This window comes from Streptococcus sp. CP1998 (assembly GCF_041026655.1).
Classification (GTDB): Bacteria; Bacillota; Bacilli; order Lactobacillales; family Streptococcaceae; genus Streptococcus; species Streptococcus dentalis.
This window is the reverse complement of sequence record NZ_CP163380.1, coordinates 874,968-900,065: the sequence shown is the minus strand read 5'-3', so window position 1 is coordinate 900,065 and position 25,098 is coordinate 874,968. Positions and strand designations below refer to the sequence as shown.

Sequence of the window (25,098 nt, the reverse complement as noted above, 5' to 3'; positions counted from 1 at the left end):
AGTCTAGTCAGTCATTGACCATGTTCCATTGCGTTGGATTAAGCCACTTGCCGAATCCATTGCTGATTTATCATCCAAAGCGATATCATCTCGATTGATAAAGATCAGTGGGGTCTGAGTGGCATCTGAAAAGGCCAGCATCTGCCCTTCAGCATCCCTTACTGTCACTTCTAATTTCATTTTCAAGTCATTCACCGTTGGAAGGGAACAAGTGTAATGAACTGTTTTATGTCCAGCCCCACTCATCAGTTGATCCATAGAATTATCATTATAGATCCAAATATTTCGATCGATATCTGTTAAAGACAGTGCGATATAGGTCTGAATATCTTCACGAACATCAAAATCAATCTGAAACTGAATGGGATCTTGGGGGCGTAACTTGTTTGAACTTAACAATTGAAGCTGAAAGTTTTCAACCAAGACTTGTTCTTCCTGATTAGGATTACCCGCTCCACCAGCTTCTCCTCCCTGTTGCAAAGGTGCAGTATTATCAAAACTATACTGGTTGGCTACATTTTCTGGACTACCAATTGCCTTTACCAAACCATTTTCAATCAAAACAGCCTTGTTACAATACTTCTTGACAGCACCCATATCGTGGGTAACTAGGATAGTTGTCTTTCCTGATTTCTTACGTTCTTGGAAGTAATCGTTACACTTGCGCTGAAAGGCCTCATCTCCTACTGCTAGGACCTCGTCCAAAATCAAGATATCTCCTTGGGCCTTAATGGCAACTGAAAAGGCTAAGCGAACCTGCATCCCTGATGAGTAGTTCTTAAGCTTTTGGTTCATGAATTCATGCAACTCGGCAAAATCTACGATATCATCATACATGGCATCAATTTCAGCTGTCGAGAAGCCCAGCATAGCTCCATTCATATAGACATTTTCTCGACCTGTCAGTTCTGGGTTAAAGCCCACTCCAAGCTCAATAAAAGACACCAGTTTCCCATCGATGGTGACGGTGCCTTTTTCTGGCACATAGATTTCAGAAATAATTTTCAAGAGAGTCGATTTTCCAGAACCATTTCTTCCGAGGATCCCGAAAAAGTCTCCTTTTTCTACTTCAAAGGAAATATCCTTGAGAACGTGTTGTTCTTTATAGCCTTTGATTCCTTTGAAGCGATTGACCAGGGCAGTTCGAAGACTATTGGTTGCCTCTGTTGGCAACTTAAAGTACTTGCTGACATGGTCTACTTTTACTGCAATTTGTTTATCTGTCATTAGAGAATCTCCGCAAATTTCTTAGCATGTTTGTTAAAGTAAGCAAAGCCAGCAACAAAAATAAGAATTGGCAAGACATAAGGAATCAAAACCAAGAACTTATTCTCTACCAAAAGCCAGACAGGGGTGTTGGCCTTATCAATCAAGAAATAACGCATGTCTTGAATAATTTGAGCCAAAGGATTCATCATGACCAACTTAGCCGCCCATGGATTGCGGTCTGCAATAAAGGTAATCGGATAGATAATTGGCGTCGCATACAAGCCGGCTTGCAAGAGTACTTCCCAGACTTGACCTAGGTCACGGAAACGAACAAAAAATGTCGCTAAGATCAATGCGCATCCTGTCGCCATCAAGAACAACTCAAAGAATAGCGGAATCACCATCAAAGCTGTCCAAGAGAATGTCACTCCATTGAAGAATGAAAAAATCAACACGACAACCAGGTTAATGACAAAGTTGATGGCTGCTCCTGAAATCGCAGACAAAACAATGATGTGTTTGGAGAAATTCAACTTGCGCAACAGGTCGCCTCGACTAACGATCGACACCATCCCCATGGATGTTGCTTCTGAGAAGAAGCCCCAGATTACATTGGCCAACAAGAGGGCAACTGGGAAATGGGGCACATCTCCACCTAAGCGTAAGAAGCGGATGAAGACAATATACATGATCGTAAAAGTCATCAAGGGCTTCAAAATGGACCAAAGATAACCAATTGCTGATCCTTGGTAGCGTAATTTAAAGTCTGTTTTGATTAACTCTCGTAATAAAATTCGATTTTTCTGACTAAAAACGTCAAACATTATTTTTTACCTCGATATGCAAACTTTGTCAGAATCAAGCTGGTAAACACAAAGGTGTGAAAAGCCCGGTTCTTCCGATAACCATACTGACGAATCCGTCTCAAACGTTCTTTTAGTGGAACATCCATAATGGTGACAAAGTTTTCAATGATTTCTTTAGTTTGGGAACTGACAGGCAGATCCAATAGATTTTCTGCTTGTTCTTGACTGGACTCAATGAGATTCCAATATTTAGCAAAAAGAATATGAGGGCGAACCCAATTTTTAACCCGTTTTCTAAGGGTACGAGCACCCAAAACATTGCTACTGTGCTGACGGTACAATTCTGTTGGCTGATCGACATAGACGAGCTTCCCAAAGGCAGTTGCTAGTAATGCTAAATACCAGTCATGCATAAGGAGAGCATGTTTTTCTTGACCCGTCCATAACTCCGCCAACGCATGGTTAATCATGGCTACACCGCCCGTTACCGTATTTTCTGTCAACTCTTGAATCAGTTCTGTATTGGCATGATCAGACTGGGTACGAATCATACTCTCATGTTGAACATTTAAGTTTTCATCAACCACTTTTAAATCGGTGTAGACCAGCAAAGGCTTATTTTGAGGATGCTTCTCGGCTTCTGCTACTTGGAGCGCAATCTTTTCCGGAAGCCAAACATCATCTTGATCACTAAAACAATAAAGATCAGCCTTTTCATATTTTAAGAGTGTGTGAAAACTCTTGATAACACCAAGATTTTCGATGGCTCCTTGATTGATAAAGCGAATGCGCTCATCCTGAGCCAATAGCTCTTGAATGATCTCCACCGTACCATCTGTTGACCCATCATCTCGGATCAAGAGTTGCCAGTCCTGATAAGTCTGGTCTTGGATACTTTTGACCTGCTCTTTTAGATACTGTTCACCATTATAGGTGGACAACAAGATATTTACTTTCATGATAAGAATAATTCCTCGTACTCACCTACAATTTTTTCCCAGGTAAAGTTTTGTTTCATATTAGCTTTGGCAAGCCGACCCCATTCAGATACATCTTCTAAAGAATCGACCTGGTTAATCAAATGGGCTAAACTTCCAGCTTCTTTAGTCCAATATTGAGCCGAGTCCTTTGCGACCGTTTGATTAAAGGAGACTCCTAAAACCAAATTGAGATCCGTCTGAGCGAGAGCTTCTAAGAGGCCCGGATTGGTTCCGCCTACTTCATGACCATGGATATAGGCAAAGGCTTCTTTACGGATATACTTCAATAGGTCTTGATCATAAACCGTTCCTACAAACTTGACGCGTGGATCCTGATCAAAGCCCGTTCGACTCCTGAGTTCTTCAAAATAGGGATTGCCTTTATGGTTACAAATGACGACCAAATCCCGTTTGGTAGAAGAGGCCATAAATTCACGAATGGCGGTCTCGTAATTGTTTTCTGGAACAAAGCGACCCAAAATTAAGTAATAGCTTTTCTCTTGTGTCTGCCACTTCTGATAGAGTTCTCTGACTTTCTTATCCTGACTGGTTAAACTTGTCGGAGACAAGTCTGTCCCATAGGCAATATAAGTCGTCTTGGACCAAGGGTAGGCTTCCTTGATATAGTATTCAATCCCTGGATTGTCAGAAATCACCAAATCAGCGTAGCGTGTCATGATCTTTTCAGAATACTTGAGATAGGCTTGGATCGGTTTGGCCCACTTGGCCCGCTTCCACTCTAGTCCATCAGGATTGATATAGAATTGACCACCCATCTTATGGATCTTGCGAGCAAAAGGCGCTACAAAGGCCCCGATTGTATTGCCCAAAACATAAAAAATAGGTTTTTGAATCCCCTGCTTCTTGATGACCTTCAAAGCATAGTTGATCGCCATCATGTCATAGGCAATGACCCGTGCAGGCCCTAGTTTCGGTGCTTTAATCGTAAAACAATCGACACCCTTGTAGTCAAAATGATGATAGGCTTGATTATCAGAAAGGCAAGCAACATGGTACTGGATAGCTGGAGACACTTGATGGGAGACCAATTGGTCCACAAAAGTCTCAAAACCGCCATATTGAGCCGGAAGCCCACGACTTCCGATAATAAAAACATGTTGCATATGATTCCCTTTCTAACAATTTACAGTCTATCCAATTATACCATTTTCTAGGCTTTTTGCCTAATCCAAACAGAAAAGCGACCTTAGAGGGTCGCTTCCATTTACACTTATTTCACTTCTTGTTTATAAAACTCTTTCAATGCGTCCTTCCAGCTTGGAATAACAAATCCTGTGGACTTCGCTTTTGCCAAACTCATCGTTGAGTTGAGAGGGCGTTTTGCCTTAGCTGGGAATTGGCTAGAATCCACTGGCTTTACTTCAACATCCGTATCTTTGAGGATCTCAACTGCAAAGTCATACCAAGTTGTATCTTCTTCTGCATCGTTTGACAAGTGGTAATAACCGTATTCCTTACGATTTTCAGCCAGATAAGTCATGAACTCTGCAAGAGTACGTGTCCAAGTTGGACGACCATGTTGGTCATTCACAACGGTCAAAGTCTTGTGAGTCTTGGCTAAGTTTTGCATCGTGAAAACAAAGTTCTTACCATAGTTACCAAAGACCCAAGCTGTACGGATGATATAGAAGTTCGAAACATGCTTCTCAACCAATTCTTCTCCCATGCGTTTTGTACGACCATACTCTGTTTGGGGATCCGGTTGATCATCCACTTCCCATTCTTGACCGACTGGCTTTTTGCCATCAAACACGTAGTCGGTTGAGATATAGACCAAGGTCGCCCCATGCTTTTCAGACGCCTTCGCTACATTTTCTGTACCTGTCACGTTGATAGCGTAGTCCAACTCTTTTCCTTCATCTTCAGCAAGATCAACAGCTGTATAGGCAAGACAGTGGTAGACAAGAGTTGGCTTCACTTCTGCAAAAACCTCATCTACTTTTTCTGCATTTGTGATGTCCATTTCAGTTACATCAACAGCTACATATTCTTCATTTCGTTCATCTAGTAAATGGCGAAGCTCCGTTCCAAGTTGACCATTTGCACCTGTAATTAAAATCATATTAAATTCCTTTCAAATGCTTTTCCCTATCATTATAGCAAAAAAAGCAGAAGTTTTCTGCTTTTTACTCACTTTTCTCTTTGATGACATAGATTGGACGTCTCTTGGTCTCCATGAAAATTTTACCGATATATTTGCCTAATATTCCAATGGTTAGTAATTGAAACCCTCCCAAAAAAAGAATAACTGTCATGAGGGATGGCCATCCAGAAGTGGGATCCCCAATGACTAAGGTACGGATCACAATCAGAATCATCATAATAAAAGCCAATATCCAAGATAACAGTCCACCAATAAAGGCAATATTTAGTGGGGCATCCGAGAAATTGACAATCCCTTCAATAGAGTATTTAAAGAGGGACCAAAAATTCCAAGATGTTTCTCCTGCCACGCGCTCTATATTTTTATATTCTAGATATTCTGTCTCAAATCCTACCCAGACAAAAATCCCTTTTGAAAAACGATTGTACTCCGATAACTCCATAATGGCATCAACCATGGAACGGCGCATCAAACGGAAATCACGCGCTCCGTCAATCATTTCTACCTGACTAATATGATTGAGCAATTTATAAAACATTCGTGCAAAGAAAGAGCGAATCGGTGGTTCCCCATCACGAGTTACGCGTCGCGTTCCAACACAGTCTAAATTTGGCTGTTTCTCCAACATCTGCTTCATTTGGATCAATAACTCTGGAGGGTCCTGCAGATCCACATCCATGACGGTCACGTATTCACTTCTTGCACGTTCAAGCCCAGCATACAAAGCTGCTTCTTTTCCAAAATTTCGTGAGAAAGAAAGGTATTGCACATTTGCATCTGTAACATGTAGCTTACGAAGAACGGATAGCGTACCATCTAGGGAGCCATCATTTATAAAAATATATTCAAACTTTTCTCCCATCTCCATCCGAACACGTTCCATCTCTTTATAAAACAATGGAATCGATTCTTCTTCGTTAAAACACGGGACTACAACTGATATGGTCATTTCTTACTCCTTGAATTTTTCACCTTCTATTGTATCAAAAAACTTTGATTATCCCTAGTATTAACTGATTTTAGTCTTTTAATTATACTACAGCATATAAAACAGAAATCGTTTGTAGTATAGTTAAACCTATAATAATGAGACTACTTTCTACTACAAAATGATCCGTAAACGTTTGTTCATCTGAAATTCTTTGCTTAAACAAACTGCAAATTACTGGCAGAGTCAGAGCGACAACGCCTAGATAATATCTACCTTGAACTCCTAAAACTTCAAAATTGCCAACCGGTGTCCAGGTCAGATACAAGGTCAAAGAAATTAAACCAACAATTGCTAGTGAAACCAAACTTGCTCCTACTACTGATACCTTTGGAAGTTTGACCTTCCCAACATTTGAAAAAGTAATCAAAGTATAAAAAGCATAAATTGGAATAAGGACCTCTGACATCGACAAATCTAACCAACCAAAGGTATAGAGCTGATTTAAATGACTGACTGATAATAACATCTCCTTCAAAATCACTGGTAGATACCAATGAGGTTTTGAAATGATACTAATAATTTGACCTTTTACATCTGCACCCTCCAGTTTAAAGTTCTCAATACGAACTTGCTGGGTAAGGACATACCAAAAGATCGTAAAGAGAAAGACAGCAACAATCAAAGCAAGAGAAATAAGATAGTAGTTTTTACATTGCGTTTTCTTTTTCGGTATAAATAGCAATAATCCCACAAGCAAGACATAAGGAAGTTTCATTGTTACAAGGATCACACAAAGGAAAGCATAAAGCAATAAATCCTTAATTTTAACTACTTTTTCATCATCCGTTACATAGTTCAAAAACAATCCAATAATAATGTAGGTTAAACCTAAGGCTACACTATCTTGATTATAAGAAGCAGCTAGAACCAGATTCATTGGAAACATCGCTACCATTGTCATCAACTGCGTCGCTTTTCCACTTAATTTAATGGCAATGAGAGCTAAAATACAGTAAGCAATGACATTAAAAATTCGACCAAGATAATAGGAGACTCCTACACTCAAATTCAAAAATTTTCCAATCCCAAATCCAAGAGCCTGAGGGATATAACCAATAAACCAATATGAGTTGGTTGCCCTGTAATCCGTTTCTTTCCCAAACTTCACTTGTTTGGTCGTCTGCCCTTCTTCAAATAAAGAAGATTTGGTAAATGGTTTTTTGAAATTCTTATAAACATCAAAGTAATCTTCCGTAATATGGATGTTTTTATTTCCCATATTGACGTTGCCTTCCACAATATGAATCGTTCTTGAAAGGTGAACTTGTTCATCTGGCGTATTCAAAACGGGTGTAATAAAAGCAAAGGACAGACCACCAATGAGCATCGCAAGGAAGGTCCCAACATTCTTCTTCGGTAAAAGAAAAATGAAAAAAGCCAATACAACAAATAACGCTACACCAATTTTAGGAAAATCTACTAAGCGCTTTGTATAAATAACTGCAATACAAAAGGCCAAAACTGCGAAAGCTACTAAATACTTTTTATTTCTCTCATAACTATCAACAAAATATCCCATCAGTTTCTCCTACTTATTCGAATTTTGACTCTTCACATATTGTCTCATCAACAACTTGGCCATCCATTTGGGCCAGAAGAGTTGGTACATGTATAGATCTTCTTTACTACGCGTATTGTCTGCAATGGTTTTTGATGTTTCAGACTCTCCATGGATACGGTGGCACATAAGTTTGTCAGATACATAAGCAAAACGACCTTTATACTCGCTGATCTTATACCATGCGTACCAATCCAAACTCACTCTCATTCCTTCATCAAAATAGAAATTCTTCAAATTTTCGCGATTATAGGTAACAGCTGGACAACAAATCGGATTCCCAAAAGCCATCACACGGTTTCGCCAAAAGTGACTAGCAGGAAAAAGATTCATGGTTTTTAACATCAAGGTTTTGATCTTCAAATTTGTATTCGCAGGAATTCTATGGCCATCTTTTTCTTCAAAATAATCAGAATACCCAATCAACACATCTTGATTTTTTTCCATCTTAGCCAAAACTTTCTCAGCATAGTCTGGCTCATAATAATCATCCTGATGGGCGATGGTAGCATACTTCGTCTCTACAAAAGACATGGCATTGTTCCAATCTTTACCAATCCCACCACCTTGCTTGGTGTAAAATGGAATAGCATAACGCTGACAAAGTTCCTTGATCGAATCCAGTGGTGTTGAACTGTAACAGATAATCTGTGATTGGAGAGTTTGATTCTTCAAGGATTGAATACAAGCTTCTAAGTATTCGCTCTCACCATAAGCACAAATCACCCAAGTATGTTGTTGATTAACGAGCATAGCCCTTCCTTTCTATTTTTCTTGCAATAAAATAAGCAAGTAAACTTCCACTAAAATAAACGAACATCACGATGAAAAAGCTTAAAGACGCACCTAGAAGTCCCATTTTTTGTACCAAATCATTATTTGTCAATTTGGAAGCTATAAACATGAATAAATACACAGGCAATAGATACGTTTGTTTTCGAATAACCGTCATGACATCCCCAAAAACAATCCCAATAGAATACAGAATTCCAGAAAAAACAAGGATGGCTAGGGTAGTACTATGCTGGTTTAAAGGTAAACCAAAAACAAGACTTAATATTGGCGTCCCGATCAAATAAGCTAGCACAGTTAATACCAAGCCGACACCCAAAACAATGACAAACATCTTCGCAATGATGGCATCAAATTTTTTCAATTCTTTATTCTTCCATAAGATCGCTAATTGCGTTGTTAAGGGTCTAAGAATTAAAATAAAGAGACTCATAAAAAACACAGGCATAAACAAAATATTATAATCCCGTTGTGTTCCTGCAATAAAGTGTCCCAGTCTAATTTCAGAGTCAATCGCGATTCTAGGCTCATTGAAAATATAAGCTAGTAAAAATCCACTAATAAAGAGAGGAATACAATTTTTTAAAATAGTGATCGCATCAAATAGGTCTCTTTTGAGATTTTTTACTGAGAAATCAATTGATTCAAATTCTTTTGATTTTACATAATCATAACAAAATACAAAGATAAAATTTAAAACAACTAAGTAAAGCAATGATTGTGTCAATGACTTTGTAATAAGCAAAAATACCAACAAAAGAAGCGTGCTGATAGAATACCGAAGGGTCATTGATTTGCCAGCGATATCTAATCGTTCGTGACGTTGAAACAATCCTTGGAAAAGATCTGAAATCGCCTCACACATACGAAATAGAACGTATAAGCCAATAATCGCAATTTTTGAACTCTCATGTAGGTCAATTCCTGAAACAAAAAGGTAAGGAAAAAAGATCGCCATCATGAGTAGGAGAGAGAGACATCTGGCAATAGTGTAACTGGTAAAGGAGTGTCTAAAGAGAACATCTGTCCCTTGGTAGCTTCGAACTTGAAACATGCCTACTACTACTAGAATCGCAGCAATCCCATAGGCAAGACTAAAGGAATCTGCTTCCATTGGCGAGGTCATCCGTGTAACAATCAATGTAAATAGTACAGATGATCCAGCAAATGCCAAGTTCCCTAGCAGATTCCAAAAATACACCTTCTCCGTTGAAACAGGTTGATTATTCTTCATGATCTTTTACCTGTAATGCAATTTTCTGAGACAATTGTCGAATTTGAACGGATTGTTTTGAGGTAATCCGAGTCAAAGAGAAGTTTAAATAGACAAGTAAACAGAAGCCTAAGAAAAAGATTAGATTGCTTGGAACTTGAATTCCTAACATTTTTGATACCTGTCCAATCAAATTAGGAAACCAAATGACTGGCAACGATAGGAAACAAAGAATAAGCCAAGAAATGACATTTCTCATTTCAACGACTTTCTTTGCAACTAGGCGTAGAATATAAACAATAAAAATAATTACAATAAGGGTTAACCAAATATTTAGCATGTTATTTCTTATATCCTCCACCGATTCTAGCCAATAGCATTGCCATTGTCACTTTGATCATATAGTATACAGACTTACTGAATGTAATCGATGATTCTCCGTGTTCTCGCTCGTTCATTAATACAGGTACTTCTGCAACGGAATAGCCTGAGGTTAAGAGAGACACAATCGTCTCTGGTTCTGGATAATCACTTGGATATTGTTTAGCAAATTCTTCAATCACTTTTCGATCAGCCACCCGTAATCCTGAGGTTGGATCTGTTACCTTTTGACCGGTTAAAATCTTAATTAATTTTTCAAAAAATGAAATTCCAATCCGTCGCGCGAAGGAGGATTGGAAACCTTGATTTTCAATGAAACGAGAGCCAATCACCATGTTCACATTCTTCTCTTGAAGGACTTGAAGCATCTTTCTGATAAATTCAGGATTATGCTGACCGTCTCCATCCACTTGAACAGCATATTGGTAGCCATTTTTAACTGCATATTGATAACCAGTCTGGACAGCACCACCAATTCCTAAATTAATCGGTAAATCGATAACATTAAAGTTGTTATTGCGACAAATTTCAAGTGTATGATCTGTAGAACAATCATTGATAATGACATAATCAAATTCAGGTGTATGTTCTTCAATCATCTTGATTGTTTTTTCAATATTTCCACTCTCATTATAAGCAGGAATAATGATCAGTAATTCCGAATTTCTCAATCCTATTGTTTTCCCTTCTAAGCATATCACTTCATTATACAATAATCAGTGCATATTTTCTACTTTACACTGTCCCCTCCCCCTTTTCATGGTATAATAGAGTGAATCGATTACGGAAGGACACCTTATGTTAAAGCTGGGAATTATTGGTACGAGTTGGATTTCACATGAATTTATTACAGCTGCTCATCAGACAGGCCACTATCACTTGCAGGCTGTGTATTCGAGAAAGATGAAGACAGCTCAAGAGTTTTGTGAGCCTTATGGGGCGATCTCTTGCTACACGGATGTCATCGACTTCTTAGACAGTGATCTGGATGTGGTCTACATTGCCAGCCCTAATTCTCTTCACTTCGCTCAGGCCAAGCTTGCTATTCTGGCCAAGAAGCATGTCATCATTGAAAAACCGGCGGTGACCATGCCTTCTGAATGGAAGGAACTGGTCAAGCTCGCTAATGAGCACCAGGTCTATCTCTTTGAAGCTACCAGAAATTACCAAGAAGCAGCCTTTCAAGTAGTTAAAAACTTCCTCTCTAACCAGGAAATACTGGGCGCCAACTTCACCTTTGCCAAATATTCTTCTAAATTGCCGGCCCTTTTTGCAGGTGAGATACCCAATATTTTCTCAGATGTCTATGCAGGTGGAGCCTTGATGGATCTGGGAGTCTACTGCCTCTACTTGGCGATTGGCTTCTTTGGAGAACCGATCTCCAGCCACTACACCGCTCAGCAATTACCCAATTCGGTTGATCTCTATGGTCAAGGTGTCTTGATTTATCCAGATTTTCAGGTTGCTATTCAGGCAGGGAAAAATATCACCAGCCATCTACCTGCTGAAATCTACACCAAGAATGGAACGCTGACTCTCAATGCTGTAGCAGCCATCAACCAGGCCCGCTTCGTCAGTCATTCTGGTGAGGTCATCGACCTTCCGATCCAGCCCTGCCCACACCAAATGCAAGAAGAGGCGGAAGCCTTTGCCCTTGCCATCGCTCATCAAAAGCCAGACGCTTATCTCGAATGGTTACAAACAGCTGAGCAGGTCCATGAAACTCTCTACCAGATGCGTCAAAGCGCTGGAATACAATTTAAGGATGAAAAAGAATGAAAGAACAATTTCCACAAAGCTGGAAAGACCAGTTAGAAACACTCGGATTTGATACATTCACTGAAATTCAGGAACAGATCTTCTCCCCTATCTATGAAGGAGAAAATGTCCTTGGGATCAGTCCTACTGGAACGGGTAAGACACTCGCCTACCTCTTTCCGTGCTTGCTCAAACTCAAACCGAAGAAGGCCCAACAACTCTTGATTTTGGCTCCTAATACAGAGTTAGCAGGACAAATTTTTGATGTCACCAAACAATGGGCAGAGCCTCTCGGTCTCCAGACACAACTCTTCCTTTCAGGATCTAGTCAAAAACGGCAAATCGAACGCCTCAAAAAAGGACCCGAAATCCTGGTTGGGACGCCTGGTCGGATCTTTGAACTGATCAAGCTGAAAAAGATCAAAATGATGAATGTGGAAACCATCATTTTAGATGAATTCGACCAATTACTGAGCGATTATCAGTACCACTTCGTCGACAAGATCAGCCACTATGCTCCCCGTGACCACCAATATATCTACATGAGCGCCACAGCCAAGGTCGATCCAGACCAGCTAGAGGAAAATACTCTTCGTGTTACGGTTGATGGAGTTTCTTTGGACAATATCCAACATTTTTATATGCAAGTGGATAAGCGGGACAAGGTCGAATTGCTCCGCAAACTCGCCTACGTCGAAGATTTTCGTGGTCTGGCTTTTTTCAATAGCTTGTCTGATCTGGGTAGTGCTGAAGAAAAACTACAATACCGTGGTGTTGAGGCCGTATCGCTCGCAAGCGATGTCAATGTCAAATACCGCAAGGTCATTCTGGAACGCTTCAAAGACCATCAGCTGACCCTCTTACTTGCCACCGATTTAGTCGCTCGTGGCATCGATATTGAATATCTTGAGTGTGTGATTAACTACGATATTCCTCGTGATGTGGAGACCTATACCCACCGTGCCGGTCGAACAGGACGAATGGGGCGTGAGGGCTATGTAATCACCTTTATCACCCACCCAGAAGAACTCAAATCCTTAAAAAAATACGCTTCTGTACGTGAACTGGTTTTAAAAAATTCCGAACTCTTTTTAAATGAATAAGAAAATCCTCTGCTAGTGAATGAACTGCAGAGGATTTTTACGTTAATTTCCATTGTAATAAATGCGATGACTTTCAAGTTGGTAATACAACAATTCATCCACCGTTACGAAGGTATAGCCTTGTGATTTGAGGTAGTCAAGGACGGTCGGTAGAGCGTCAATCGTGGTTTGATGGATATCATGCATGAGGATAATCGAACCCGGTTTGACTTCTTTTTTCACTTCATTGAGAATGGCCGTCGTATTGTGTGTCTTCCAATCTAGGCTATCCACATCCCACATGATGAAGGATTGGTCGACACCGTATTGGATAGCGTTATTGATAGCTCCATACGGAGGGCGGGTAATCTTGGTCTGCACACCTGTCGCTTTTTGAATAGCTTCTTGGGTATCCAAGATCTCTTTTTTGGCATTATCCAAGCTCAATTTTGGTAATTGAGGGTGATCCCAGGTATGGTTCCCAATTTGATGACCTTCTTTGCGGACTTGCTTAGCAATATCCGGATTCGCACTGACATTTTTTCCGACCATAAAGAAGGTAGCTTTGGCATTGTATTTCTTTAAGATAGAAAGCGCCTGAGGTGTCGTCTTGGGATCTGGTCCATCATCAAAGGTCAGGGCAATCATCTTACGGTGGCGTTCTTCTATATAGGATTGGTAAGTTTCGAGATCATCAGGAAGCAAGCGATCTGTATCAATCACGTCATAGAATTTAGACAAGGGAACAGTGAAGGTATCATCTCCCTTAACCTTGGTTGGAAATGGAATGGTGAAATTTCCTTTTTCATATTGGAATTCCCATTGGCTCAAATCCAACTCTGAGAAGTGGGCAACCATTTGATCAATGCTCTCCTCATCCAGCTGACGAAAGTCTAGATTCCCTCGCAATTCCTCCAAAAAGATCTGCTTAGCTCCGTCTGGATCCGCAAAAACTTGGCTGAGGGTCAGAGGGTTACTGTCATCATCCAAGTAAAAGAGGGGCAACTTCACCGTCTCATCTTTTATGAATTTCCCTTTTTTGTACTGATACTCCGCCCGCTTGATTTGGATAGGGTGATAGCCGACAAAAGGCGCTTCTGCTTCTTCACTATGGTAGAAGGTCAAATGCTTTGGCTCTTTGGTTTTCTCATTGGATCCTAGACGCTGAAGGTCTTCTTGGATCTTCTCTTTCACAATCTCAACAGGCTGTCCATCTTTAGTAGGATAATAAGCCGTCACATAAGAAGTTCCTAAAATCCCTTCCTGAACTTGAACATCTTTCCCTTTTTCAGAGCTTTTCTCGAGTTGGGTGACCTTAGCAACCTGATCCTGATAGGCTTTTTGTTCACGAACCCTTTGAATCTTTTGATAGCTAATATACAAAAGACTCAGTAAAAGGAGATTTGTAATGATTAATAAAATAGTTTTCGTGTGTTTGAATCTCATAACTTTATTATAGCAAATTTCTCTCGAAAAAACATTCCTTTTTTGTAAATGGTTTCATAAAAAGAGGGCGACTGTCGTCGCCGACAGCGGCCCTTGTTTTTAGTCCCTCTTATTTTTCGCGAATGACTTCTACTTTATATCCATCCGGATCTACAACGAAATAATAATTCGGTTTCGTTCCTGGAAGACCTTTTGGTTCCGTCACTTCATAGCCTTTAGCCTTGTGTTCCGCATTCAAACCTTCTAGATCAGGAGTACTCAAGGCAACGTGAGCATAGCCATCTCCGATGACATATGGACCATGATCATAATTGTAAGTCAATTCCAACTCATAGTCATCTCCAGGCAAGGCCAAATAAACAATCGTGAACTTGTAGTCTGGAAAATCTTTCCGACGTTTTTCTTCAAAACCAAAAGCATCTTGGTAAAAAGCAATTGATTTTTCTAAGTTTTCTACACGAAGGCAAGTGTGCAACATTTTTGAACTCATAGGTTTTCCTCTTTTCTATTTTTTAAAGATTATGAACGATTTTTTTTACGACTTTCCGTCTTAATGGATAATTTCACTTCAAAGATGGTCCCTTTTGGTTTATTATCTTTGACTTGAATGGTCCCTTTGAAAGCTTCTACAATCTGCTTAGCGAGGGATAACCCCAAACCAAAACCACCTTTCTGACGGGTTCTGGCCTTGTCGACCCGGTAAAAACGATCAAAAATCCGTTTCTTATCCTCATCTCGAATCCCTGGACCATTATCCAGTACTCTCAAAAGAAGATTTTTATCCTTCAATTGAACTTCGAATTGGATCTCGCCATCTTCATCGGTATATTTCAAGGCATTGTCATAGAGAATGGTCATCAACTGCTTGAGGAGCGTTCTATCAGAACAAATGACTTTGTCCACCTGATTGTCTCCTCGGAAGATTTTATCATTTTCTTCCGCAATGATCTCAAAATTCGAGAAGGTCTGATCGAAAAAGCTTGGTTCGATATCTTCCATCTCCGGCTTCAAGCCGTCATCTCTTCGGGCAATATTAAGAAGGTTGGTGGTCAAGAGCTTCATATTTCGAACTTCATCCAAGCTGGATGCAATATTCTCACTCGATTCCATAATGGTCGCTTCAGGCTTTCTAAAAAGCGTTTCGAGGCGATTTTGCAGAACTGCTAAAGGCGTCCGCAACTCATGGGAAGCATTTTCCACGAAAGCCTTTTGCTTTTGCATAATCTCAAGAAGGGGCTTGACGCTGAGACGTGCTAAGAAGAGACTAGCAAATAACGAGATTCCCCAGAAGCAGATCATGACAAGGGCGATTTGGCTTTCGTGCTCTTCACTGGTCTGCTCTAGCTGACTGATATTGGTCATGACAACCGCATACTTGATATCACTATCACTTTCATCATCAGATAAACTCAACTCTGCCATATAGGCCCGGTAACTTTCTTTTTTCCCATAGCTATTTGTAATTTGAAGCTGGGAAACCTTGTTGAGGAGCTTTCGACCAAACGTCACGGTTTTGAAGTTTAAAAAACCATTACCGGTTGTCAAGTTTTCATATTTTTTATTGAGCAAAACAACAGTGGTATTCGATGTGACATCCCCTTTAGGTTCTGATTTATCATGTTCTGGGATCATCATCTCATGATCGTTATTTTCTACTTTATTATTCGATTGTCGCTGGTCTCGATAAGCAATCGCTACAAGCGAGTAGGGATCCTGACTGAGAGTCTTGAGGTTTTCATCTACAGTTGTATAGAGACTCGAGCGCATGACCTGGATGATAATCAGGGTCATGGCTGAGAATATCAAAGTAAAGAGCCCAAAATATCGGATGAAGTAGGAAAAATCATCTTCCCCAACGGTTTTCTTAATTCTGGTTAGCATCTTTTAAGATATACCCCACACTGCGCAATGTTTGCAAGCTCTCAACGAAATCGGTACCTTTTAATTTCTTACGGATTTTTGAAACATAGACCTCAACAACAGAGATGGTTGTATCACTGTCAAAACCCCAGAGACGATCGAAAATCTGTGTTTTTGGAAGGATGACATTTTGGTTTTGAAGAAAGTAGACCAAGAGATCAAATTCCTTCCCGAGAAGTTCCACTTCTTTCCCATCCACATAAGTTGAATTGGTAGATAAGTTGACCTTCAAATTGCCATAATTAAGGGTGTTTTCATTGACCTTTCCTGAGCGTTTCAAGAGGGCTTGAATCCGCATCTTGAGCTCTTCTAGGTAGAAAGGCTTGGTGAGGTAATCGTCTGCTCCCAGCTCAAAGCCGTGTCCCTTGTCATCCAGACTTTCTTTGGCTGTCATGATCAGAACAGGGGTTGTCACGCCTTTTTCACGCAATTCTTTCAAGACATGGAAACCGTCTTTTTCAGGAAGCATCAGGTCCAGCAAAATCAAATCATAGATCCCGCTTTCAGCTTCGTAAAGACCTTCTTCTCCGTCAAAGACCTGCATGACGTCCGCAAAATCATCTAAAAAATCAAATACTGAATTTGATAAACCAAGGTCATCTTCGACCAATAGAATTTTAATCATTGTCGTATCCTCTTCTCTTTCGTGAGCGAGTCTTTCTAATCTATTCTTAACCATTATAACACGACTTGCCTTCATTTCCTATAGTTTAGAACCTGGTTTGATGATCAAATTCAGCCTGCCTGAGGAAGGCTAATCCTATGAATTTGTCGTGTTTTCTTTGTTACTTTGACTGTCACTCGTCTTGTTTTTATTTTTTGAATTCTTCTTATTGGACTTTTTAGAGGAACCCTGGTTCCCTTCTTGTCCGCCAGATTGGTTCATGCCATTATCTGGACCATTTCCTTGTGGGCCACCATTGCCTTCTTGTGGCATCTGACCAGGTCCGCCACCTTGGGGGCCACCTTGTCCTTGGCCACCACCTTGTGGACCACCGCCTTGAGGGCCGCCATCCTGTGGGCCACCATTTTGCTGGTTTCCTTGTGAAGCATGACCATTTTGACTATTTCGTTGCTGATTGGATCCTTGGTTCTGACCCGTTTGGACCGGTTGAGAAAATTGTTGGTTATTGGAAGATTGAGAGGCGATGACACCGACACCAAAGCCGCTTCCAGCACCTACCAACAATCCACCAACTGCTGCCATGCCAATCCACCACTTAGGACTTCGTTTTAGGACAACCATTTTTTCTTTGGATTCTTGCGTTTCGACTACTTGTTTTGTTTCTTTTTGATTCATCTTTTTACCTTTTATCTTTTTGTACAAGTACTTGTCTTTTAAAAATTTAAAGGGAGCTCGATCCTTTAGTAAAGCGATTATACTTCAGGAGTCTTAAGCCTGCCTAAATTTTTACTTAAAAAATCCTAAAACAAGTGTGGGCTATTGACAGGTTGAGCATCTTATTGTAGAATAGTTACCATAAAATAAATAAGAGGTTAACTGTTGTGAAGAAAATCTTTCCCTTAGTACTCATCTCCATTGGAGTGGCCATGATCTCCGTCCTATCTCAATTCACCATTCCATTTGGTCCAATTCCTTTGACCCTACAGACACTCATGATCGGGATCATCGGGACCATCTATAAACCCAGCCATGCCTTTGTCACAGTCTGCCTCTACCTGCTTTTAGGCTTCTTAGGCTTTCCAGTATTTGCAGGCGGTGCTGGTGGCGCTTCGCATTTCCTTGGCCCTACCGCTGGTTTCCTCCTCTTCTTCCCATTCCGAGCATGGATCACATCTCTATTTACCAATGCTAAATCCAGTATTTTCACTATCTTTTTTGCCAATCTCCTCAGTAGTGCTCTCCTCTTTGTATCAGGAGCTATCGGCTTTATGCTGGTTACGCATACTGATCTCCAAAAAGCATTTGCTTTGGTCGTTGCTCCCTTTATCCTTGCTGACCTCATCAAATTGATCATCATTACGATCACCAGCAAGGCGATTTTCGCCAGCCTCAAACACCACTGGTATTTCAAATAAGATATAAAGGTCGCTAAAAAATCGATACAGAAATTTCTGTATCGATTTTTTTAAATCTATTTTGTCGCAAGGATAGCGACTTCTACTGTCGCTTTTTCCCGTTGAATCAAATCCACACGCGCTGCAATTTCCTTGATTCCCATGCTGATGTTTCGGCTGATAGCCATATCAAACAATTGTGGTTCAAAGAAGGCTTTGAATTCTGCTAAGCGCTCTGCTGTTTTGAAGGTATTGGCTGGGTAGATGACAAACTTGTCAAAGCTCATGTCTCCGCCAAGAGCTGCTTTGACCCATTCCCAATTTTCACGCGCCCAAGTCCAGGCAGATTCTTGGGTGAACTCATGGTGTAAGAAGGTGAAATACCAACTCATTGCCAAGTCTTGTGGTTTCACAACATCCTTGTTCTTCCACTCTGTCAAAATCTTTTCAACTGTGTCTGCATCGGTTGTATAAGCCAAAGCTGTAGACAATTGACGCTTGAAGTTGCCATCTGTCGCTTGAGCATAAGTGTTCAAGTACAAATCAGTCAATTCTTTGCTTTCATGGTGTTTGATTTGGTTAATCAAGATTTGCAAACGAATAGCGGCTGGAAGCTTGCTGATATCATCAGCATGGGCTGCATAGATTTCACTTGCTTTGGCGCTTGCTTTGGCATCGTCTCCCTTGATCATATTTGAAATAACCAATTGACGAACCATTTCATCTTCATCCGCTTCTCCGGCTTTTGGTTCAAAACCAAGGCGTTCAAAGTTGAATTGGTTGAAGGTTACGAGCAACTTCTTATAGGCTGCTTCTACTTCCGTCCCTTCATCCACAAAGAGGCTGAGCCCTTGAAGGATTGATGAAACTGCAGATACAACCAAATAAGACGTTTCTTGGGTCAATTTCTCGATGACTGGCAAGAGACTTGCATAAGAGATGACACCACTTTCTGCCAAGAGACGGCGTTCTTGAAGGATTTGTTGTTTGCTCAAGTTATCCAATGAAGCCATGTTGTCTACAATCGCATCCAAGAGCTCTCCTTGATAATCGGTAATATAGTGGGCTGTATTTTCCGTATTGAAACGAAGCGGTTCACTATTTTCAGCAAAGAAGGGCGATAACCTGGGATTTCAAGCGTTTCTGTTTCAAGTGTATCTGGAATACCAGACCAGTTGCTGTTCAATGGCACAACCCATTGACGGCCTTGGTCTTCATGTTCTCCGATGAAGAATTGTTTTTGGCTGATCTTCAAGGTATCATTTTCTACCACTGCTGTAAGGACTGGATAACCAGGTTGTTCCAACCAAGAATCCATGAAGGCTGCTACATCACGACCAGAAGCATCACCTAGGGCATTCCAAAGGTCACGACCAATGGTATTGCCATATTGGTGTTTTTCAAAGTAAGCTTTGAGTCCTTTACGGAAAGCATCATCCCCTAACCAGCGGCGAAGCATATGCATGAGACGGCTTCCCTTCGCATAGACGATGGCTGGGTCAAAAAGAGTATTGATTTCATCAGGGTGTTTGACTTCTACATGGACAGATTGAACCCCATCGGTTGCATCGCGTTTCAAGGCCAATGGAACACCTGTTGTTTGGAAGTCTTCAAAGATATTCCAGCTTGGTTCGATGGCATTGACAGATACATATTCCATCATGTTGGCAAAACTTTCGTTCAACCAGAGGTCATCCCACCACTTCATGGTTACTAGGTTACCAAACCATTGGTGAGCCAATTCGTGAGCGACTACAAGAGCAACTTGTTGACGGCTAACTGCAGTTGAGTTTTCATCTACAAGGAGATAGACTTCACGGTAAGTCACCAAGCCCCAGTTTTCCATGGCTCCAGCTGAGAAGTCAGGAAGCGCTACATGGAGGGATTGAGGAATTGGATACTTCACGCCATAATAGTCTTCATAAAATTCGATGACACGTACCGCTACATCAAGAGAAAATTCTAAGTTTTTCAACGGATGGGCCTTGGTTGAATAGATGCCTACGAGAGTGCCATTTTTTGTTTTGGCCGTGATCCCTTGAAGATCTCCGGCAGCAAAAGCAAGGAGGTAAGAAGACATCCGTGGAGTCGTAGCAAATTTCCAAATTCCTGTTTCTTTGCGGTTTTCCACATCGATTTCAGGCATATTTGAGAGGGCGATTTCGCCATCTTCTTGGTCAAATTTCAAAGAAAGATCAAACGTTGCTTTGGCTTCAGGCTCGTCCACACTTGGAAAGGCTTCACGCGCAAAATGGCTCTCAAACTGAGTTGAGAGGACTTCCTTCTTCACACCATCAATACTGTAGTAAGATGGGTAAATCCCTGTCATATTGTCTGTGATCTTACCAGAATAGGTCAGAGTAACTGTCACTTGACCTGTTCCTTCCAATTCAACATAGACTGCTTCATTGGCATCATCAACCGTAAATGGACGGGCTTGACCGGCTACTTCTACTGTTTCAATGGTCAAATCCTTTTGGTGAAGCGAGATCTTGTCCGTCTTAGCTTGACCTGTGATCACCACACGACCGCTAAAGGTCTTAGTTTTACGACTTAAATCCAAAAACACTTCGTAATGTTCTGGAACGAATGTTTCTACAAAATGTGCAACTGCTTGCATAATTTCCTCCTTTAAATGTTCACGCTTTTCCAATCAAAAGCCCTAATAGAACTATTTTATCACAAAGTTGGGATAAAAGAAAAGACAAGCATGACAATGCCTGTCTGAGATCGAAAAGACTCCATGATCTTACATTTCGATAATTTTACCTGTTTCAAAGTAAACTACCCATTCACAGATATTTTTTGCATAATCTCCGATGCGTTCCAAGAAGTTGATCACTTGGAAATAATCACGTCCCGTCACGATGGACTCTGGATTTTTCCGAATTTCTTCTGTTGCTAATTCTTGAATGCTATCGAAGTAATGGTTGATGACTTCATCCCGTGTAGCAACTTCATAGGCCAAATCCACATCGCCTTTGAGGTAAACATCTAGTGTCGCTTCGACAAAATCTTTGACTTCACGGCCCATCTTGCTGATCTCTTCCTCAACAGACTGGATACGGACTTCCCCTTTCATGCGAATCGTTGCCTTGGCAATCGATACTGCGTGGTCCCCCATCCGCTCCAAGTCAGAGACTGCTTTTAAGACGGTCATCACGACACGAAGGTCTTGTGAAACGGGCTGTTGAAGGGCGATAATCTCAAAAGACTTACGCTCTAGCTTCACTTCGTATTCGTTGATCTCCGCATCATCTTCGATGACCTGACGGGCCAATTCACGGTCATGGGTCACGAAAGCACGAACCGTACGGTTGATCTGACTCAACACTTCATTTCCCATTGCATAAAACTGGTTATGCAACTTCTCTAAATCTTCTTCAAATTGAACTCGTAACATTTTATTTTCTTCCTATCCAAATTTACCAGAGACATAGTCTTCTGTTTCTTTCTTAGCTGGGTTCAAGAACATTTCATTGGTATCATTGTACTCAATCAAATCCCCATCCAAGAAAAAGGCTGTTTTATCGGAAATCCGACTTGCTTGTTGCATGGAGCGTGTCACCAAGAGCATAGTGTAGCGGTCTTTTAATCCATACAAGGTTTCTTCAATCTTCCCAGCTGAAATCGGGTCTAGCGCTGAAGTTGGCTCATCCAAAAGAATAATCTTTGGACTGGTCGCAAGAACCCTCGCCACACAAACCCGCTGCTGCTGACCACCTGAAAGTCCGATAGCTGAATCATGCAGGCGATCCTTGACTTCATCCCAGATGGAAGCGCGTTTCAAAGAGGTTTCAACTGCTTCATCCAAGACAGCCTTGTCCTTGACACCATTAATCATCAAGCCATAGGTCACATTATCATAAATGGACATTGGGAAAGGATTGGGCTGTTGGAAGACCATTCCGATCTCCTTACGCAATTCGACCGTATCGGTCCGTGGTCCGTAGATATTATGTCCATTATAGAGGATGGTTCCTGTGGTGGTGACCTCATGGTTGAGGTCGCCCATGCGGTTAATGGCTTTTAAAAGGGTAGATTTCCCTGATCCTGAAGGACCAATCAAGGCTGTGATCTCCTTTGGAGCAAAATCCAAGGAGACGCTATTTAAAGCCTTCTTTTTATTGTAATAAACCGACAAGTCCTTGACTTGCAAAATTGGTTCTGTCATTCTATTTTCCTTTTTATTGTCATTTTACTTTATCCAAAGTGACCAGATACATAATCGTTGGTCGATTGCAATTTCGCATTTTGGAAAATATTCGAAGTCTTATCGTACTCAATGAGGTTTCCAAGGTAGAAGAAACCGGTATAATCGCTAGCACGGGCTGCTTGTTGCATGCTGTGGGTCACGATGACAATGGTATAATCCTTCTTCAACTCAAGCATGGTTTCTTCTAATTGCGCTGTCGCGATCGGATCAAGCGCTGAAGCAGGCTCATCCATGAGTAAGATATCTGGCTTCACAGAGATGGCCCGTGCGATACAAAGTCGTTGCTGTTGGCCACCTGAAAGTGTCAGGGCTGATTTATGAAGATCATCCTTGACCTGATCCCATAGAGCCGCCTGTTTCAAAGAAGTTTCGACCAATTCGTCCAAGATCTTCTTGTCTTTCACCCCAGCACGTTCATGCGGGAAGGTGATGTTTTTATAAATCGATTTGGCAAAAGGATTGGGCCGTTGGAAAACCATCCCAATGTGCTTGCGCATTTCATAAACATTGATATCTGGACGATTGACATCGATTCCTTCATACCAAATTTCACCCGTAACACGCGCAATATCGATGGTATCATTCATCCGGTTCAAACTACGAAGGTAGGTTGATTTCCCAGATCCTGAAGGACCGATCAAGGCTGTAATCTTATTCTTTTCAAACTGCATGTCGACGCCTTTGATGGACTCGTTCGTTCCATAATAGACATGCAAATCTTTGGTCGATAGGACCACCTTTTCTTCAGGAAAAGTAATGATGTGTCTCTCATCCCAATTGTATTTTGACATTTCTTCTCCTTTAAGCAGATGTTAGTTTTTTATGGAGGTAACTTCCGAGTTTGCGCGCTCCAAAGTTAAAGATCAAGATAAAGATCAAAAGAACGGCGGCAGAACCGGCTGAGACTTCGATCGAGTCTGGAATAGTTCCTTCACTGTTGACCTTCCAGATATGGACAGCCAAGGTTTCAGCCTGACGGAAGATCGAAATCGGGCTGGTCACACTAAAGATATTCCAGTTTGACCAATCAAGTGCTGGAGCCGATTGACCTGCTGTATAGATCAAGGCAGCAGCTTCCCCAAAGATCCGTCCTGAAGCTAAGACGACCCCAGTGATAATACTTGGAAGAGCTTCTGGTACCACGACATGAATCACAGTTTCCCAGCGAGACAAGCCCAATGCTAGACCTGCTTCGCGCTGTGTATGGTGAACGTGCTGCAAGCTATCTTCGATATTGCGGGTCATCTGTGGCAGGTTAAAGACGGTCAAGGCCAAGGCCCCTGAAATGATCGAAAATCCGTATTTGAACTGGACAACGAAGACCAGGTAACCAAAGAGACCTACAACGACAGATGGCAAAGAAGACAAGATCTCAATACAGGTACGAACCAAATTGGTCAAGCGACCTTTTTTAGCGTACTCAGAGAGGTAAATCCCAGCCCCAAGAGAAAGTGGGAAGGAAATCACCAAGGTAATGACCAAGAGGAAGAAGGAATTATACAATTGAATTCCGATCCCTCCTCCTGCTTGGTAAGAAGAAGATTTCCCAGTCAAGAAGTGCCAAGATACATGGGGCAAGCCACGGACCAAGATATAAAGGATCAATGAGGCAAGAATCGCAACGATGATCCCTGAAATAGCATACAGCACTCCTGTTGCAATTTTATCCATTCGTTTAGCGTGCATAGTTCTTCTTACCTCTTTCTTTCGTAATCAGTTTAATCACACTGTTAAAGGCAAGACTCATGAGGAGCAATACCAAGGCGAGTGACCAAAGAACATTGTTATTGACCGTACCCATGACGGTATTTCCGATTCCCATGGTCAAAATAGAGGTGAGGGTGGAAGCTGGTGTAGTGAGTGAGGTTGGCACCACTGCCGAGTTTCCGACCACCATCTGGATCGCCAAGGCTTCCCCGAAGGCACGCGCCATACCAAAGACAACCGCTGTAAAGATTCCAGAGCGGGCTGCCTTGAGCGTGACATGCCAAATGGTTTGCCAGCGTGTCGCACCCATGGCCATACTAGCTTCCCGATAATGACGGGGCACAGCTCGGAGGCTATCGGTCGTCATAAAGGTGACAGTTGGCAGGATCATAACAAAGAGGACAAAGACCCCTGAGAGAATCCCAAAACCGGTCCCTCCAAAGAGACTACGCGTAAATGGGACGACCACTTGAAGACCAATGAATCCGTAAACAACTGAAGGAATTCCCACTAAGAGCTCAATGGCTGGTTGCAAGAAACGAGCTCCATTAGGAGAGACTTCTGTCATGAAAACTGCTGCACCAATGGCAAACGGCGTTGCCAAGAGGGCAGAAAGCAAGGTTACAATAAAGGAACCTAGAATCATTGGTAGGGCTCCGAATTCCTTTGCAGCAGGATTCCAAGTACTCCCAAATAGAAAACTAAAGATATTGACTTTATTGACAAAGAAAGTCGATAAACCTTTTTGGGCCACGAAAATCAAAATCATGGCAACGACGACAACAATCAAACTCATACATAAAAAAGTAATGGTTTTCCCAAATTTTTCTAGGCGGGAGTTTTTTGATTTCGTCAGCATTTTTTTTGCTACTTCGTTCATTTTTTACCTAATTCT

At 41.3% G+C, this 25,098-nt stretch carries 24 protein-coding genes and 1 pseudogene; 3 read left to right on the top strand and 22 right to left on the bottom strand.

The features are described 5' to 3' along the window. Positions 1 to 3 precede the first annotated feature (3 nt). The 11 genes from AB4X21_RS04665 to AB4X21_RS04615 form a co-directional block, all read right to left on the bottom strand. A complete protein-coding gene (locus AB4X21_RS04665) occupies positions 4 to 1,227 on the bottom strand; it encodes an ABC transporter ATP-binding protein (protein ID WP_369088281.1) in 1,224 nt (407 codons plus the stop codon). After that, positions 1,227 to 2,033 (bottom strand): ABC transporter permease, encoded by an 807-nt coding sequence (locus AB4X21_RS04660; protein WP_003003247.1) that lies wholly within the window; start codon positions 2,031 to 2,033, stop codon positions 1,227 to 1,229. The genes AB4X21_RS04665 and AB4X21_RS04660 overlap by 1 nt, the downstream gene beginning before the upstream one ends. After that, positions 2,033 to 2,974 (bottom strand): glycosyltransferase family 2 protein, encoded by a 942-nt coding sequence (locus tag AB4X21_RS04655; protein ID WP_369088280.1) that lies wholly within the window; start codon positions 2,972 to 2,974, stop codon positions 2,033 to 2,035. The genes AB4X21_RS04660 and AB4X21_RS04655 overlap by 1 nt, the downstream gene beginning before the upstream one ends. After that, positions 2,971 to 4,119, bottom strand: a complete 1,149-nt coding sequence (gene cps2T, locus AB4X21_RS04650) for a beta 1-4 rhamnosyltransferase Cps2T (RefSeq protein WP_369088279.1) — start codon at positions 4,117 to 4,119, stop codon at positions 2,971 to 2,973. The genes AB4X21_RS04655 and cps2T overlap by 4 nt, the downstream gene beginning before the upstream one ends. 107 nt (positions 4,120 to 4,226) lie before the next feature. Further along, a complete protein-coding gene (gene rfbD, locus AB4X21_RS04645) occupies positions 4,227 to 5,078 on the bottom strand; it encodes a dTDP-4-dehydrorhamnose reductase (protein WP_369088278.1) in 852 nt (283 codons plus the stop codon). A gap of 64 nt (positions 5,079 to 5,142) precedes the next feature. Then, the gene (locus tag AB4X21_RS04640; RefSeq protein WP_369088277.1) at positions 5,143 to 6,069 is read right to left on the bottom strand and encodes a glycosyltransferase family 2 protein; all 927 of its coding nucleotides are present in this window, start codon (positions 6,067 to 6,069) and stop codon (positions 5,143 to 5,145) included. Positions 6,070 to 6,151: 82 nt separating this feature from the next. Beyond that, complete coding sequence (locus AB4X21_RS04635; protein WP_369088276.1) at positions 6,152 to 7,630, bottom strand: DUF2142 domain-containing protein; 1,479 nt, start codon at positions 7,628 to 7,630, stop codon at positions 6,152 to 6,154. Between the two features lie 9 nt (positions 7,631 to 7,639). Beyond that, positions 7,640 to 8,422 (bottom strand): glycosyltransferase family 2 protein, encoded by a 783-nt coding sequence (locus AB4X21_RS04630; RefSeq protein WP_369088275.1) that lies wholly within the window; start codon positions 8,420 to 8,422, stop codon positions 7,640 to 7,642. Next, positions 8,412 to 9,575 carry a lipopolysaccharide biosynthesis protein gene (locus tag AB4X21_RS04625; protein ID WP_369088274.1) on the bottom strand — a complete coding sequence of 388 codons (1,164 nt, stop codon included), beginning with the start codon at positions 9,573 to 9,575 and terminating at the stop codon, positions 8,412 to 8,414. The genes AB4X21_RS04630 and AB4X21_RS04625 overlap by 11 nt, the downstream gene beginning before the upstream one ends. A gap of 109 nt (positions 9,576 to 9,684) precedes the next feature. Further along, positions 9,685 to 10,014 carry a DUF2304 domain-containing protein gene (locus AB4X21_RS04620; RefSeq protein WP_369088273.1) on the bottom strand — a complete coding sequence of 110 codons (330 nt, stop codon included), beginning with the start codon at positions 10,012 to 10,014 and terminating at the stop codon, positions 9,685 to 9,687. Between the two features lies 1 nt (position 10,015). Then, complete coding sequence (locus AB4X21_RS04615; RefSeq protein WP_049472007.1) at positions 10,016 to 10,726, bottom strand: glycosyltransferase family 2 protein; 711 nt, start codon at positions 10,724 to 10,726, stop codon at positions 10,016 to 10,018. A 127-nt stretch (positions 10,727 to 10,853) separates the two neighbouring features. On the opposite strand from AB4X21_RS04615, the gene AB4X21_RS04610 reads away from it, so the two are divergent. Continuing rightward, positions 10,854 to 11,834 carry a Gfo/Idh/MocA family protein gene (locus AB4X21_RS04610; RefSeq protein WP_369088272.1) on the top strand — a complete coding sequence of 327 codons (981 nt, stop codon included), beginning with the start codon at positions 10,854 to 10,856 and terminating at the stop codon, positions 11,832 to 11,834. Continuing rightward, the gene (locus AB4X21_RS04605; RefSeq protein ID WP_369088271.1) at positions 11,831 to 12,916 is read left to right on the top strand and encodes a DEAD/DEAH box helicase; all 1,086 of its coding nucleotides are present in this window, start codon (positions 11,831 to 11,833) and stop codon (positions 12,914 to 12,916) included. Before AB4X21_RS04610 ends, AB4X21_RS04605 begins: the two co-directional genes overlap by 4 nt. Before the next feature lie 42 nt (positions 12,917 to 12,958). Here AB4X21_RS04605 and AB4X21_RS04600 read toward each other — a convergent pair whose 3' ends face one another. The 5 genes from AB4X21_RS04600 to AB4X21_RS04580 form a co-directional block, all read right to left on the bottom strand. Beyond that, complete coding sequence (locus AB4X21_RS04600; RefSeq protein WP_369088270.1) at positions 12,959 to 14,341, bottom strand: polysaccharide deacetylase family protein; 1,383 nt, start codon at positions 14,339 to 14,341, stop codon at positions 12,959 to 12,961. A 109-nt stretch (positions 14,342 to 14,450) separates the two neighbouring features. Beyond that, a complete protein-coding gene (locus AB4X21_RS04595) occupies positions 14,451 to 14,831 on the bottom strand; it encodes a VOC family protein (RefSeq protein WP_003003384.1) in 381 nt (126 codons plus the stop codon). A gap of 29 nt (positions 14,832 to 14,860) precedes the next feature. Beyond that, positions 14,861 to 16,222 (bottom strand): sensor histidine kinase, encoded by a 1,362-nt coding sequence (locus tag AB4X21_RS04590; protein WP_369088269.1) that lies wholly within the window; start codon positions 16,220 to 16,222, stop codon positions 14,861 to 14,863. Beyond that, positions 16,206 to 16,886, bottom strand: a complete 681-nt coding sequence (locus AB4X21_RS04585; protein ID WP_037607818.1) for a response regulator transcription factor — start codon at positions 16,884 to 16,886, stop codon at positions 16,206 to 16,208. The genes AB4X21_RS04590 and AB4X21_RS04585 overlap by 17 nt, the downstream gene beginning before the upstream one ends. Positions 16,887 to 17,021: 135 nt before the next feature. Then, positions 17,022 to 17,561, bottom strand: a complete 540-nt coding sequence (locus AB4X21_RS04580) for a hypothetical protein (RefSeq protein ID WP_369088268.1) — start codon at positions 17,559 to 17,561, stop codon at positions 17,022 to 17,024. 206 nt (positions 17,562 to 17,767) lie between these two features. On the opposite strand from AB4X21_RS04580, the gene AB4X21_RS04575 reads away from it, so the two are divergent. After that, on the top strand, positions 17,768 to 18,301 hold the full coding sequence (locus AB4X21_RS04575; RefSeq protein ID WP_129824198.1) for a biotin transporter BioY: 534 nt from the start codon (positions 17,768 to 17,770) through the stop codon (positions 18,299 to 18,301). Positions 18,302 to 18,357: 56 nt separating this feature from the next. Here AB4X21_RS04575 and AB4X21_RS04570 read toward each other — a convergent pair. The 6 genes and pseudogenes from AB4X21_RS04570 to pstC form a co-directional block, all read right to left on the bottom strand. Next, a pseudogene (locus AB4X21_RS04570) lies at positions 18,358 to 20,900 on the bottom strand (M1 family metallopeptidase). Between the two features lie 129 nt (positions 20,901 to 21,029). Next, positions 21,030 to 21,683: a phosphate signaling complex protein PhoU gene (gene phoU / locus AB4X21_RS04565; protein WP_227038097.1), complete on the bottom strand. Its 654-nt coding sequence runs from the start codon at positions 21,681 to 21,683 to the stop codon at positions 21,030 to 21,032. Between the two features lie 12 nt (positions 21,684 to 21,695). Beyond that, a complete protein-coding gene (gene pstB / locus AB4X21_RS04560) occupies positions 21,696 to 22,454 on the bottom strand; it encodes a phosphate ABC transporter ATP-binding protein PstB (protein WP_003003393.1) in 759 nt (252 codons plus the stop codon). A 29-nt stretch (positions 22,455 to 22,483) separates the two neighbouring features. After that, positions 22,484 to 23,287: a phosphate ABC transporter ATP-binding protein PstB gene (gene pstB, locus AB4X21_RS04555; protein ID WP_003006600.1), complete on the bottom strand. Its 804-nt coding sequence runs from the start codon at positions 23,285 to 23,287 to the stop codon at positions 22,484 to 22,486. A 10-nt stretch (positions 23,288 to 23,297) separates the two neighbouring features. Then, positions 23,298 to 24,182 (bottom strand): phosphate ABC transporter permease PstA, encoded by an 885-nt coding sequence (gene pstA / locus AB4X21_RS04550; RefSeq protein ID WP_003006597.1) that lies wholly within the window; start codon positions 24,180 to 24,182, stop codon positions 23,298 to 23,300. Then, entirely contained in the window at positions 24,172 to 25,083 is a 912-nt protein-coding gene (gene pstC, locus AB4X21_RS04545) for a phosphate ABC transporter permease subunit PstC (protein ID WP_155171601.1), read from the bottom strand. Before pstC ends, pstA begins: the two co-directional genes overlap by 11 nt. Positions 25,084 to 25,098: the final 15 nt, after the last annotated feature.